The following is a 13,938-nucleotide window of genomic DNA, read 5'->3' on the forward strand; positions in this document are numbered from 1 at the left end:
CTAACTCTCCAGTTAGCAAAGCTGCTTCTGTACGCCACAAAGCAGCTTTTTTATTGCCTGACTTTATCTGCCCAGTGCTTTTAAAACATCACGAGCAAAATCATGCTCACTAAAGCCTTTAAGCCCTGCAAGGTCGTACCCTCGCCTTACAATAACTAACTGCTCGCTTGGAATAATCACTAAAAATTGACCACGGTTGCCTCGCGCTGCAATGGTATCGTTTGGTAACTCAGGAAAACGTTCGTTATAAAGCCACCACTGTGCGCCGTATCCTGGTGCCGTTACAGGGGGTTGAGCAGGGGCAGGTTTACTAATATAACTTAACCAGTCTTTTGGTAATATTTGCTCACCTTGCCAGCGGCCATTATTCAGGTGTAATAACCCTAAGCGAGCAAGATCACGAGAAGTAGTCCACACTTGCGATGACAAAATAAAGTCACTTTGCCAATCTGACTCTAAAAACGTGTGCTGCATGCCGATTTTATCGAGTAAGTTGTCATATGGGTAACGCAAGTAGCTCGCCTCATCGTTAAACGTTTCTCGTAAGGTACGTAACGCTAACATGGTGTCGTTATTGGCGTATTTCCAACGGCTACCAGGCTTTACTTCTAACGCAGTATGCGTTGCAGTATCAGACACTAAACCGCCGCCCATATAGACACGATCCGTACGATTGCCCGCTTTATTACTGTCTAAGCCCGATGCCATATGAAGCAAGTTTTCAAGGGTAATTTCGCCACGAGGGTCAAGCGGGTGAGACCAGCTTTCAAGCCCCGCAGGCTTTGTAACATCAAGTCGCTTTTGCGCTACCGCCACACCAATGATGCTCGCGCCAATACTTTTTGCAACAGACCAAGTACGCTGGGCAGTTTCAGGTGTAAAACCTGCTTTATATTGCTCTGCTAGAATCGCCTCAGGGCTTGCTATTAAAATTGCCGAAGTTCGTGCGCCTTCACCATAATGACGGGTAAAAGCCTGTGCAATAACCTCATCAAGCGCCTTATTGCCCGTCGCTTTATTGACACCATTTAGCGTTTGCCAAGGCTTACCATCATCCTTTTGGTAGGCTAAGTTTTCTTTAAACGGTGCTTGCACGAGTGTTGCAGCTTTAAGGCTTGCCCCTACGGGTAAATCAACACAGCCTAAACGAGGCCGCCACACCGATATACGTTGCTTATCTTTATCGTAATCAACAATGACTCTCTTGTGCTCAGTATCAATGTTCGCTTTCAGTGTTTTTACAGTGTCTGCGATTAAAGGGTAAATACCGGTAAGTTCATCAGTATCGATTTGATCTTTGCTTTTGCCAGCGTTAAACGTGGCACTACAGGTAAAGTTGGCGACGTACCCAGCGGCATAAGCGTTCAAGGTTGTATCTGTTTCTTCGCTACAAACGAAAAAGCTGGAGCACAACAACGTACTTAGGAAGGTTATTTTTTTCATTATTACTCCTTGGGGGCCAAAGAGTTTAAGTTAGCAAAAGAAAAAAATAATGATATGTTTTTACGGCAGTATTCGCTCTTTAAGCGATAAATCACCGAATAAAAAAGGAACAACAAAAAACGCCATACTGGGTATGGCGTTTGGCTTACTCAATCTAAAAATTATTTAAAATGTTGAGGCATCAATTACATAACGATAGCGCGCTTTTTTCTCCACCACACTTTGCCATGCATTATTGATTTCAGAGGCTTTGATTAACTGGGTTGCTGGCAGAATATTATTCTTAGCGCAGTAATCAACAACTTCTTGCGTTTCTTGCATATCACCAATTAACGAAGCATTAAAGTTTACGCGGCTTGCAGCCAATGCTAATGCATTCATGTTTAATGAAAACTCTTCTGGCATACCCACTTGGGTATACGTGCCGAATGGTTTTACTAATGAAGCATATTTAGCAATATCATATTTCACTGGCAAGGTATTAATTAAATAATCAAGCTGCGACTTATGCTCGTTGTAAGCGTCTTCACCGTCAACAACAACCACTTTAGCGCCAAAGGCTTTAATATCGGCTACTTTATCTTTAGAGCTAGTGAACGCATAGACATCAGCACCTTGTGACACAGCCAATTTAACAGCTAAGTGCCCAAGCCCACCAATACCAACAACACCTACTTTATCGCCTTTTTTCAAGTTAAATTTAAGCAACGGAGAATACGTTGTAATGCCGGCACATAATAAAGGAGCAGCATGCTCTAAACTAATGTTTTCAGGAATATGCACTGCAAAATGATCGCGAACAACAATGTTATTCGAGTAACCACCTTGTGTGATACCTGTCGGTGAGCGCTCATCAGGGTAGCCATAAGTGAATTTTGTTTCTGGGCAATATTGCTCGCCTTGATCTTTACAGCTATTACAGTCAAGACAGCTATCAACCATACAGCCTACACCAGCACGGTCGCCCACTTTAAACTTAGTCACATTCTTACCGACTGCTGTTACGATACCTGCAATTTCATGACCTGGTACTTGAGGGTATTGCTGTGCGCCCCAATGCCCTTTCATCTGATGAATATCTGAGTGGCAAATACTGGCGAATTTAATTTCGATTAAAATATCGTTATCGCCTACTGGGCGTCTTTCGAATTCCCATGGTTTTAGTAAGCCTGAATTATCAAAAGCCGCATAGCCACGAGATTTTATATTGCCATTTGCAAGCTGCTCAGATGATGCTGCAAATGAAGGCGCCGCAAAGCCACCTAATAACAGGCCTGCACCCAAAGCTGAACTCGTTTTAATAAAATTACGACGTGATAAGTCTTGCGTTTCATGTTTGTCACACATCTCAATGTACCTTATGCTAAATAATCTTCATCTGACACAGCTTCGAACCAGTCAACAGGTTTACCATCGAGTGCTTCTTGAACTGCTACATGCTTCATTGCACTATCAGCAGTCGCACCATGCCAGTGACGCTTTCCGCAGTTACACCAAATTAAATCACCTGGATTGATGACTGTTTTCTCACCACCCTCGCACTGTGTCCAACCTCGACCTTCTGTAACTAATAAAACTTGGCCGAGTGGATGAGAATGCCAATTTGTACGAGCTCCTTTTGAAAACTCCACCACAGCAACACCAACGCGAGCAGGTGCTGGTGCATTAAATAAAGTACTGATTTGCACTTTACCTGTGAAACATTCTGCTGGCCCTGCGATTGGATCTTGAGAACCTGACTTAATTACTTGCATATCGCTTGTTTGCGCTGAATCACTCATATGTTTCTCCTTGGGTTGCTTAGGTTTTGGTCTACTATTTCAGTCTAAAGCATCGCGAAAAACCATAAATGCCTGAAGCTCGCGCTTTCTTGCCTATTTGTGTAAAAAAAGTTTTTAAAGCCTTTAAACCTTTTTTATCAGCACCTGCGACTAAGCTAATAACACCACATATATGAAAGGGAAGAACCATGTTAAGTACAGTAAAAACACTCTCACTTATTGCCGCAGGCTTATTATCAGCACAAACATTTGCTTGGGGTGATATGCCACTACAAGAAACTAAAAACTTAACGCTAGATGCAGCCTCATTAAGCGCTTTAAAAGTAGAAGCGGGTTCTGGCTTTTTACACATTACCGGTAGTGACAGTGATGAAGTAACCGTTAAAGCCGAGATTTATCAAGAAAAGCCTCATGATGAATACTGCTTAAACCTTGAAGCCAAAGGCAATAACGCAGCACTTAGTGCAGGCCAGTGCGATTACCACACCAATAAGCAAACTCGCATTGATTTAACCGTCGCTATCCCTCGCTCATTTAATGTAAATGTGCACGATGGCTCTGGTGAAATTATCATTAGCAAAGTTGCGAATACTGTGATCAACGATGGTTCAGGTTCAATTACCGCAAATGACATTACAGGCACATTAGAAATCAATGATGGTTCGGGTAGCATAGAGGCACGTAATATAAGCCGTGATATTAAAATTCATGACGGCTCAGGTAATATTGATGTTGCCAACGCACAGGGTAATATTGAAGTACACGATGGCTCTGGTGGTATCGACTTAAATGATATTTCGGGTGATGTTGTCGTTTCAGATGGCTCAGGCAGCATTCGCGTTGATACTGCAGCAAACTTTGAGTTACTAAGTGATGGCTCTGGCTCAGTAAAAGTAACCAACATTGCAGGCAAAACCAAGATGTAAGCTCACGCTTTTATAGTTTTTAGCAACTAAAATGCCTTCCTTTGCGAAGGCATTTTAAATTGTAATTACCAATCTTTATTAGCATTTTTACAAGGGCTTAGGTATCCTTTAGGAAACGTTTAAGGAACTGCTATTTAAAAGGATAGCCTGATATGAAAAAGCCACTCGCCGCCTTACTAACTGGCCTTGTTTTAACAGGTTGTACAGGACTAACAACTGAACAACAAACGGCCATTGATAACTTAACCCCTTGCGAGAAAATTAACGCCCTATTAGGTGCTTACGACAACCGCTTTGAAGGCTTAAAACGTAGCCGTGTAAATACTAAATACATGGAAACATGGACAGCGAAATACAACCTTATTGCCGATAACTGTCAAATCACGGCGCTTGATAAAGACAATGTTACCTACCGCTGTGTAGGCAACTACGAGCAACAGCAACAAGCTGTCACTGATCACACCCGTGCGGTTAATTTTACCCAAGCTTGTTTAGCGGGTAATAATTGGCATCAAACACAAAAAGAGTCAGCTGAATCGTTACGCACCACGTTTGTGCTTGACGAAAACAACCCTGTTATCTCAATCCATTCGGGTAAAACCCTATCGCGTAAACAGCCTTGGTCTACCACTCTTGAAATTGGTAAGCCAATTGAAGGTAAGTAATACACTCATGAAGGCTACATTAGCCTTCACATCACTATGACAAAATCAAAAAAACCAACCAGTCAATTTAAAACAGATTGCATCGGTCAATGTCATCGCCTAAATGGCTATTGCACTGGCTGTGGTCGCAGTAATGATGAAATTTTTGATTGGATCATTTTATCCGAACAAGAAAAGCAAGCGATTTTAAATACTCCTCGCCCTGACATAAAAGCGAAATAGTTCTGACACCCAAGCGTCATTAAAGCTTGTTAGCCTGATTCAAACTGACCATCAGGTAACGATAATGACCGCTATTTTTGTAATTAACTTAGCAAGCTCTACTGAACGATTAAACCGTGTTAGCCATGAGCTAAATGCACAAAATTTGGCATTTGAACGCCTTGATGCAATTGATGGTAGAGAACTGTATGATACAGCGATTGCCAAGCACTATAGTGCTGATTTAAACCTAAAAAAATATCATAAGCCCTTGAGTAAAGGTGAAATTGGCTGTTACCTGAGTCACAGAAAAGCATGGCAAACCATTGTCGATAGGCAATTAGATTTCGCCATTATTTTAGAAGATGACTTTGTTCTCGACCGCTCTATTCACAGTGCAATTGAAAACATTAGTACATTAAAACAGCCTTGGCAGCTAATAAAATTGGCCGCTTATAAAGACCGAAGTCGGGAAATTGCCTTTACAAAACACCTTGCTGATGAGCAACACTTAGTCATTCATAAAAAGCTTATGTCTGGCTGCTGTGCAACTGCTGTTAGTTTTGAAGGTGCAAAAGCGCTGTTAAAAGCCACAGCCACATTTGGCCGCCCCGTTGACTGCGATTTACAACATGTGTGGGAAACCGGTGTTTATGGATACTCTTTGCTGCCCTTCCCAGTGTCACAACCCGATAATTCACAAAGCGATATTCGGGATAGATCAACCAAAGTTAAAAAGTCGTTTTGGCGACGTAAAAAACAGCAACTTCATAGTGCACTACTAAACACAAAGTACACAAAGCAGTTTGTAAAAGCGCAGCTAGTACCGAACAAAAAGAAAGGAGCCGCAGCTCCTCTCTTACCAATAAAAAATCATTAACGATTTATTTAGCTTGCCTATTATTTTGCCTGGTTTGGGTGGTCAACCCCTATCCACGCTTTAAACAATGCCATTTGAGCTGGTGTTGCATCTTTTAATGCTTTGACCTTTTTCTCTTTATCAAAGTCTTCGCTAAGTGTTAGCGTTGTGCTTTGTAATGCATCGCGTCGAATGAAATCAACAGTCACTGTGTCGCCTGCTTTAAACGTTTCGAGGCTGGCTGTTAGGTCTTTACCGACATGCTTTTTGTTAAACGCAACAATTTTGTCATCAGTCGTTAAGCCCGCTTGCCATGCAGCGCCACCACGGCGAACATGAGTTAGGGTTAATAACTCACCGCTGTTTTTTGCAAACGAATCAATACTAGGTACTGATTTTGCGCCTTCAGGGCGAATTAAACCTAAGCCTACTTTTGCAAGTAGCTCATCAAAGTCGATAGCAGCTGGCTCATCCACATTCGCTTGCCACCAAGCGCTATAATCACGACCCGTAAGCTCTTTTAAAATTGCTTTAACATCATCTGGCGTAAAACCATCTGGTAAACGATGCTTGTTATAAAGCGCGCGGTGAACGTCGCGGTAACTGATTTTGCCATCGCTTTTTTCAAGCAAATCAATATCAAGCGCCATTGAAATCAATGCACCTTCTAAATAGATATTGGTGCTGTAGTTGCGTGCATGATCGCCGCCTTGGTTGATCCACTTATCAAAGCTTGTTTCAGTTGCGCTTTGTACTTCGCGACCCGGTGTTTGTAAGTGACGATTAACAGTTTTAGTTAGCGTACCGAAGAACTCATCGGTTGTTTCAATGCCAGCGCGCACCATTAAGTGATCTTCAAAGTAGCTGGTTGAGCCCTCTGCAATCCATAATGTTTTCGCGTAGTTAATATTGGTGTAGTCATACGGCGCAATACCTTTAGGGCGGTATGCTTTTACGTTCCAAGTATGAATAAATTCGTGAGCTGCGGTGCTGATAAACGCAAGGTAATCTTTACGAGAACCAAAACGGTCACGTGGGCGCTGGATAATTGTTGAGTTTAAATGCTCTGTTGCACCGCCTGCACCTGACGTAGCATGTACCATAAACACATAACGCTCATACGGGTAGTTATCCCAAATTACGTTGCCCGTTGTCACTAGCTTTTTAAGGTCAGTTAGCATTTGATCTACATCGTAGTTGCCTTCACCCCAAATAACGAGCTCATATTCACGGCCATCAACAGTGAACTTGTGTAGCTCATTGATACCCGTTTCGATTGGTGAATCAACTAAAATATCGTAATCAGCGGCCTTAAAGCTGTGTTTAGAACCCGCATTTTCCATACCCGATACTGAGCGCCATTCTTTTGGTACATTTAGCTCAACTTTAACTGGGTCTTGGCGGAATGATTCGCTGAACATGAAAAAGCCAGAAGCATCAATGAAGGCATGACTGTCATCTATATGACGAGCACGTTTACCTAGCTCGTTAGCGTAAACTTGGTAATCTACATTGACTTGAGTAGGTTCGTTTAGGTGAACACGCCAGGTGCTGTGGTCAATTTTTTCCCACTTTAAAGCCTTACCATCATCATCTTTTGCTTCGAAAAAGCGCACGCCATTGGCAAGATTTAAAATTTCGTAACGGCCAGTACGCCAAGCTGGAAGTTTAATATCTAAATGTGCTTGTGCAGTTTGCGGAAACTCAACACTAACATTACCTAAATGGTGCTCAGGCTGAGTGATAGACAGTGAGTAGTTCACATCTGCGAACGCACCACTAGAACAGGCCGCCAGAATAGACATTGCCAAAAACTTTTTCATAACAACTCTTTTTATTACTATCAAAATTGCGAAATAGCCTAACAATTGCGAGAAAAAATGTGAATTAAAAACCGATAAACAGCCATTGCAACAAGTTTGATAGACAAAATAGCTAAGTTTTTGACTTGGAACCTACATTTCGTATTAATTTGTTGTAAACTTAGCTAATAGAAATTTGAATTTTTGATGGCGGTATTACTAGGTGCAGCAACAGCATGATGTTCTTAATAAAAAGTTAAAGCAAGCGATCGACGCTCGAACTGTGGTCGAAGATGCGCGCAAACATCAAGTTGAAGTTCTTTCTCAGTTTGCAGCGAAATTATCGCTAAGCTGTAAAGGACTAGACATTGAACTAGACAATCGTTTAGCGAAATTTAGAAATGCCCTTAAAAAAGGGGTTAAATTCGAATTACTCACCCCCTTTATCGATGATGTGCTTGGCCTGTTAAAACAACAAGAAACTAAGCAAATGGCACTGCAACGTGAGCTAAATGAAAGCGTCACTGACGCTGGCAAGCAGCTGCAAAAAGTACGAGGCTTGCCTGAAGATGCTCGTCGCTCGCTACGTTACTTACTTGACCACGAATTAAATAATATTCAGTCTAATCATGACTTTGTGCCACTACTTTCAAAGCTGATTTTAATTTATCATCAAGCCTTACAAGCCAAGCTTGCAACAACAAATACAGCTGAGGCGCCAATAAGACCAGAGCTTGCCACACAGCTGCTTTCTCTTGCCAATGACTTAGTGCTCGAAGATGAAAGTGCCGAGCAAATTAAGACTATCAAAAGTAAAATAACCCATAATGATAGTGTTGACGATCTGCTTGATTCTGCACTGAATATTATCAGCATCGTTACGCGCAATATGAGCAAAGAGCGCCAATCAGCGCAAAGCTTTTTGATCTCATTAAATCAAACAATCGAAGATTTACATCATTCCATTGTTTCTACCAGCAAGCATTCAGAATCTCTGAGCGCTGAATACGACACGCTTAACAAGCAAATCGAAAGCAAAATTAAAAACCTGCATACGCAAACACAGCAAGCGACATCTATTTCTTCGCTTAAAGAGCTTGTAGAAGAAGAATTAAAATCATTAAGTGATGATTTAATCGCAAAAGAAAAGCTAGAACAAACAGAACGCGAAAGCTTACTCGCTAGCTTTAACGATATTAATAGCCGCATTAGTCATTTAGAAACCAAGCTTTCGACCTATAAGCAGCGCCTAAATGAGCAGCGCTTTAAAAGCTTACTCGATGGCCTAACTAAGTTGCCAAACCGTGCAGCGTTTGATGAACGCTTTAATCATGAATTTAACTTATTTAATGTCCAAGAATCAGACATTACCTTTGTAGTGATTGATGTAGACCACTTTAAATCAATCAATGACCAATATGGCCACAGTGCCGGTGATAAAACACTGCAAGTAATTGCTAAAGCATTACAAAAATCAATTCGTAAATCAGACTTTATAGCCCGTTACGGCGGCGAAGAGTTTGTGTTACTAATGAGTGGAATGTCGATTGAAAATGCCGCTGTGCCACTTGAAAAATTGCGCAAAACAATTCAAGGCATTCCGTTTAAATTTAAAAATAAGCAAGTAGAAATCACCATTTCTCTTGGTGCAACCCAGTTGAAAAAAGGTGATACCCCGCTGATTGCCTTTGACCGTGCAGATGAAGCACTATACAAAGCCAAGAACGAGGGACGAAATAGAGTTTGCATTAGCAAATAAAGGCCTCATCTAGTATGTGAGGTCTTTGACACACAATGATAAAGGCTCATAGACGAGCCGGGAGAGTGCTTATGTTAAAACAACTGAATCCTACAGGTGTACTGGATTTACTATCGCAACTAGAAGTTGATCTACTCGAACAATCATCCACCAGCGAGCGCTATAAATTATTTAGGAACTGTGTGCTCGCTGTTCTCAATGTGGGCAGCCACACCGATTCAAGCTTAGAAATTTATAATAAATACGAAGACTTTGATATTCGCTTATTAAGCCGCGAACGCGGGATTAAGATCGAACTTGAAAATCCACCCGAATCTGCCTTTGTTGATGGCGAAATTATTACCGGTATTCATGAACATATCTTTTCGGTTATTCGCGATATTCTGTTTATTTGTCAAAAGTACGAAAAAGACTTAACAGAGCAAAAAGCCATTACTCATATGGTATTCGATATGCTGCGAAACGCAGGCGCACTGAGAGTGAATAGTGACCCGAGCATGATAGTTTGTTGGGGCGGCCACTCTATTAACGAAGTGGAATACAAATACACCAAACAAGTTGGCTATGAGCTTGGCCTTCGTGGCTTAAACATTTGTACCGGCTGTGGCCCTGGTGCAATGAAAGGTCCGATGAAAGGCGCAACCATTGGCCATGCCAAGCAACGTATTACTAATAATCGTTACTTAGGTTTAACCGAACCAAGCATTATAGCCGCTGAGCCACCTAACCCAATTGTAAATGAGTTGGTGATTTTGCCTGATATCGAAAAGCGTTTAGAGGCTTTTATTCGCACAGCCCATGGCATTATTATCTTCCCAGGTGGGGCGGGTACCGCAGAAGAGCTGTTATACCTTTTAGGTATTTTGCTACACCCAGATAACGAAAAACAATGTTTACCAGTGATCCTTACTGGCCCTAAAGAAAGTGAAAACTACTTTATTGAGCTGTGTAAATTCGTTGAGAAAACTCTCGGTAAAGCTGCGCTAGATAAGTTTGAAGTGATCATCGATGATCCAGAGCGAGTTGGTAAAACGCTTAAAGCAAAGATGGCTGAAGTACGCGAATACCGTAAAAGCCAAGGCGATGCTTACTACTTTAATTGGACGCTAAAAATCGATCATGATTTCCAACAGCCGTTTGCACCAACTCATGCTAATATGTCGAGCTTAGATTTACATTTAGATCAACCAACTCAGCAACTCGCAGCTAATTTACGCCGAGCGTTTTCAGGCATTGTGGCTGGTAATGTTAAAGACGAAGGCTTACAAGCCATCAAACAACATGGCCGATTTGTGCTAAGTGGTGAACCTGCGCTTATGGCTGATATGGACAAACTACTGGCTGCATTTGTTGAGCAAGGCCGAATGAAATTGCCTGGCAGTAAGTACATTCCTTGCTATGAGATAAAAGCCTAACAGGAGCCTATGTGACAACCCAATTACTTTTAATAGATGCGCTAAATCTTATTAGGCGCATCTATGCTGTTGATAGTAATCAGAGTCATCACAGTGAAGAGCATATGATAAAAGCAAGCTGTGCCCGAGTGGCACATGCTTGCAAAAAGTTACGCCAGCAAACGAATGCAACTCACGCGATTGCCGTGTTTGATGGTGAAAGAAGTTGGCGTTATCACTACTTTGAGGCCTACAAAAGCACTCGTTCACCAATGCCTGACACCCTCAAGCAAAACTTATCACGCTTTAAACAAGCAATTGAAGACACTGGCATTGTGGTGTTTTCACCTGATAATGATGAAGCCGACGATATAATTGCTACTCTTGCTTACAAGGCCGCAACTAATAATGTGCCTTCTACCATCGTTTCGACAGATAAAGGGTTTTTGCCGTTTTTATCTGAGCAAATTGCAATATTTGATTACTTCAAAAAACAGTATATTGAGCTTGAAGATATCAAACAGCGCTTTGATGTACCAAAGCATCGGCTTGCTGATTTTTGGGCTTTAGCTGGTGATAAAACCAATGATATTCCGGGCGTTAAAGGGATAGGTAATAAGTCGGCGCAGCAATTAATAAACAATTATGAGTCGATAGAAGCGGCCATGAACGATGATGAGCTAAACCCGACTCTTAAACGTAAGCTGAGTTCAGAAATGGACATGTTCGTAATATCAAAAAACCTTGTTATGCTGCGTACCGATATTAACTTAGGCTTTAGTTTAAAGCAGTTAAGGCTCAATTAGTCGCAATCTCGTAGCACAGTTTGCCAACTGAGCGTATACTGAAAATTCGCGTTAGTTTTATAGAGTTACACATGTTTAAAAAGGTTTTCCAATATCTGGTACTTGGGTTAGGTGTTTATGCACTGATAGCAACCCTAGTGATCACTTTTTATAAAGATGATCCGCAAGCCATGATCTGGCAAGACCGTGAAGCTTTTAATAAACGCTATATCGCAAAACTATCGATTGATAAGCCTGAAAACCTGAATGCGGTGCTTGATTATTTAGGTAGCCCCGATCTAACCTATGCAAAACGAGTCGAAGACAATGTTTGGCAGATTATTTTTTACCGCACTCAGCATGTTAAATCTGATGGCATAACCACCATCGATGAATGCACAGGCCTACTATTTAAAAATGGTCAGCTGGTATTATGGGGGCCAAGTGCCTATGAAAGCTATCAACAAGAAACCTAACCGCTTATGATGGAAAACGTGACGCCACGGGAATTGGCACGCTTATTTGATAGTACACACCAGCTACTTAAGCTTTATCATCAAAAGCAAAAATGGTCACAAATTTTCCCTTTATTAAGTAACCTAGCTGAGCGTTATTACCTGCTGTATCAAGCCTGCCCAAAAGGTATGCAAGCACAACTAAGCTTGTATGTACCGAACCATGGTTACACCACAAACTTAGTTGTAAACCAATGTGTTGTAGCCTGCATTTTGTGCCGCAGCCTAAACTACAACCAAGCCATTAGCGAACAAATTATTAGCTGCTGTTTAGCCAATTACCTCTGCGTGCAATCACAAAGTAATAAGTTAGCGGCAGGACAGACCCTGACGGCTCAAGATAAGAAGCTTTGGCAGTGTCGCCACCAATTAGCAGCAAAGTTACTAAAAGACTCAGGCCCACATACGCTTTCTATTCAGCATTTATTAGCGCGTTTAAATAAATATAAACAAGCCCTATTAAGCGCGCCGAAAATAATGATTTACGATGGCGCAACAACCTTAGTTGCTTTGGCTAATATTATTGCCATGAATACGACTTACCGCGAGTCGGGTGGTCACATTAGTGTGCACAAAGCCTTAGCTGATATATATTTACGCACCCCTAATGAATTTGCCCAAAATGCTATAAAAGCACTGATTGCGCATATTGGCCCTTACATTCCGGCCAGTGAAGTAAAGTATGCCGAACAAATACTTATTTATTTAGCCACAGATGAACACGGCCGCCATATATTGGTTGATGCCAGCCGCCCTGAAAAAATTCGTTGGCATCGCTTTAAAGCGAGCTTAACTATTTTTGACAAACAAAGACATTGTAAAGACACTCGTTTGCTGTACACAGTTTGGTTTAGTGAAAACATTAACTTTGCTGAGTCACAGCCAATAAATCAGCAGCGAAGGCAGCACTATTTAGAGCTAATTAGTTCTTTAAAAGTATCGCAAGAATATAGCTACCGTGGCTTAAATAAACTTTTAAGTCCCTACCCTGAATTGATAACCCAGCTTACTGTTGCCTCTAAACCCTATAATAAAGAGCAGCAAAGAGCTAAAGACTTGCGCCATTGTTTATCTATGGTCGGGTACGATAACGCCCCTGCGATTATCCAAAAAGTATTATTTCAACGCTTGGTTGCAACCACCTCTCACCCGCTTTTTCAGCATATCTCTAAGCGCCTTGAGAATATGGTACGCATTATTCAGGCGCTATTTAAGCACACCGATTCTATTCAATTTGAGCAAGTTACTTTGCCCTTATATGCCTATGTTTTATACCTTTGCGAACATCAAGCAACCAGTATTTCTCGTAAAACTGTATTTGAGCAGGCCGAAGAACAGGTAATAAGCCCACCACTTGCCTGTTTGTTTGGCGTTAGTCACTTAAACCAAGAGCCACTAACGGCGTATTTAAATCAACTGATTGGCGATAACAGTTGGACACAGTATTTACTTGGTAGTGAGCAACATAAAAAACAAACTCTCGATATCAATGAAAAACATTGGGTCGCAATTAAGCTATTTACTTATTATGTTTTTCAACCCAAAGCGTTATTTAGTAGTTGGCAAGAACAGATTATTTTCGACAGCTTATCGGCTGCTGGTTGGCAATCAAAAGCAGATTTTTATGCATATCTGAAAAACTGTGAATTTGCAGACAATTTTTAGAATGTGATGTTAAAAAGTGCGAAAACGTTAAATAAATATGAACTTTAGTCTGTTTATAGTCAGTATTCACAGGATAAACTGGCAAAAAGCTGAATAAATTGCTATAAAAGCCGCTTAAATTTTCAAACACATCCACGTAAACC

General features: G+C 41.3%; 13 protein-coding genes. 9 read left to right on the top strand and 4 right to left on the bottom strand.

Features of this window, described 5'->3' with window-relative positions; genetic code table 11:
* Window positions 1–63: 63 nt before the first annotated feature.
* From AADY36_RS19770 to AADY36_RS19780, 3 genes are all read right to left on the bottom strand, one after another.
* Window positions 64–1,443 carry a serine hydrolase domain-containing protein gene (locus AADY36_RS19770; RefSeq protein ID WP_342409559.1) on the bottom strand — a complete coding sequence of 460 codons (1,380 nt, stop codon included), beginning with the start codon at window positions 1,441–1,443 and terminating at the stop codon, window positions 64–66.
* A 165-nt stretch (window positions 1,444–1,608) separates the two neighbouring features.
* Window positions 1,609–2,790 carry an NAD(P)-dependent alcohol dehydrogenase gene (locus tag AADY36_RS19775; protein ID WP_054563894.1) on the bottom strand — a complete coding sequence of 394 codons (1,182 nt, stop codon included), beginning with the start codon at window positions 2,788–2,790 and terminating at the stop codon, window positions 1,609–1,611.
* Between the two features lie 11 nt (window positions 2,791–2,801).
* Window positions 2,802–3,224, bottom strand: coding sequence for a (R)-mandelonitrile lyase (locus AADY36_RS19780; RefSeq protein ID WP_239962749.1), 423 nt, complete (start codon window positions 3,222–3,224; stop codon window positions 2,802–2,804).
* Between the two features lie 188 nt (window positions 3,225–3,412).
* Here AADY36_RS19780 and AADY36_RS19785 point away from each other — a divergent pair, with 188 nt between their 5' ends.
* The 4 genes from AADY36_RS19785 to AADY36_RS19800 all read left to right on the top strand — a co-directional run bounded on the left by AADY36_RS19785 (window position 3,413) and on the right by AADY36_RS19800 (window position 5,896).
* Window positions 3,413–4,150, top strand: coding sequence for a hypothetical protein (locus AADY36_RS19785; RefSeq protein WP_175080653.1), 738 nt, complete (start codon window positions 3,413–3,415; stop codon window positions 4,148–4,150).
* Window positions 4,151–4,302: 152 nt separating this feature from the next.
* Window positions 4,303–4,815 (top strand): hypothetical protein, encoded by a 513-nt coding sequence (locus AADY36_RS19790; RefSeq protein ID WP_342409560.1) that lies wholly within the window; start codon window positions 4,303–4,305, stop codon window positions 4,813–4,815.
* A gap of 36 nt (window positions 4,816–4,851) precedes the next feature.
* Complete coding sequence (locus tag AADY36_RS19795) at window positions 4,852–5,037, top strand: DUF1289 domain-containing protein (RefSeq protein ID WP_138600737.1); 186 nt, start codon at window positions 4,852–4,854, stop codon at window positions 5,035–5,037.
* Between the two features lie 64 nt (window positions 5,038–5,101).
* Window positions 5,102–5,896: a glycosyltransferase family 25 protein gene (locus tag AADY36_RS19800; RefSeq protein ID WP_342409561.1), complete on the top strand. Its 795-nt coding sequence runs from the start codon at window positions 5,102–5,104 to the stop codon at window positions 5,894–5,896.
* Window positions 5,897–5,916: 20 nt separating this feature from the next.
* On the opposite strand, the gene AADY36_RS19805 is transcribed toward AADY36_RS19800, so the two are convergent.
* Window positions 5,917–7,698: a M61 family metallopeptidase gene (locus tag AADY36_RS19805; RefSeq protein WP_342409562.1), complete on the bottom strand. Its 1,782-nt coding sequence runs from the start codon at window positions 7,696–7,698 to the stop codon at window positions 5,917–5,919.
* A gap of 202 nt (window positions 7,699–7,900) precedes the next feature.
* Here AADY36_RS19805 and AADY36_RS19810 point away from each other — a divergent pair, with 202 nt between their 5' ends.
* The 5 genes from AADY36_RS19810 (at window position 7,901) to AADY36_RS19830 (ending at window position 13,795) form a co-directional block, all read left to right on the top strand.
* Complete coding sequence (locus tag AADY36_RS19810) at window positions 7,901–9,436, top strand: diguanylate cyclase (RefSeq protein ID WP_342409563.1); 1,536 nt, start codon at window positions 7,901–7,903, stop codon at window positions 9,434–9,436.
* A gap of 71 nt (window positions 9,437–9,507) precedes the next feature.
* A complete protein-coding gene (gene ppnN / locus AADY36_RS19815) occupies window positions 9,508–10,851 on the top strand; it encodes a nucleotide 5'-monophosphate nucleosidase PpnN (RefSeq protein ID WP_058584155.1) in 1,344 nt (447 codons plus the stop codon).
* An 11-nt stretch (window positions 10,852–10,862) separates the two neighbouring features.
* Window positions 10,863–11,636: a flap endonuclease Xni gene (xni, locus tag AADY36_RS19820; protein WP_342409564.1), complete on the top strand. Its 774-nt coding sequence runs from the start codon at window positions 10,863–10,865 to the stop codon at window positions 11,634–11,636.
* A 71-nt stretch (window positions 11,637–11,707) separates the two neighbouring features.
* The gene (locus tag AADY36_RS19825) at window positions 11,708–12,091 is read left to right on the top strand and encodes a DUF3192 domain-containing protein (protein WP_054563904.1); all 384 of its coding nucleotides are present in this window, start codon (window positions 11,708–11,710) and stop codon (window positions 12,089–12,091) included.
* A 6-nt stretch (window positions 12,092–12,097) separates the two neighbouring features.
* A complete protein-coding gene (locus AADY36_RS19830; RefSeq protein ID WP_342409565.1) occupies window positions 12,098–13,795 on the top strand; it encodes a hypothetical protein in 1,698 nt (565 codons plus the stop codon).
* Window positions 13,796–13,938: the final 143 nt, after the last annotated feature.

The organism is Pseudoalteromonas sp. D15MCD-2 (genome assembly GCF_038562745.1).
Lineage (GTDB): Bacteria > Pseudomonadota > Gammaproteobacteria > Enterobacterales > Alteromonadaceae > Pseudoalteromonas.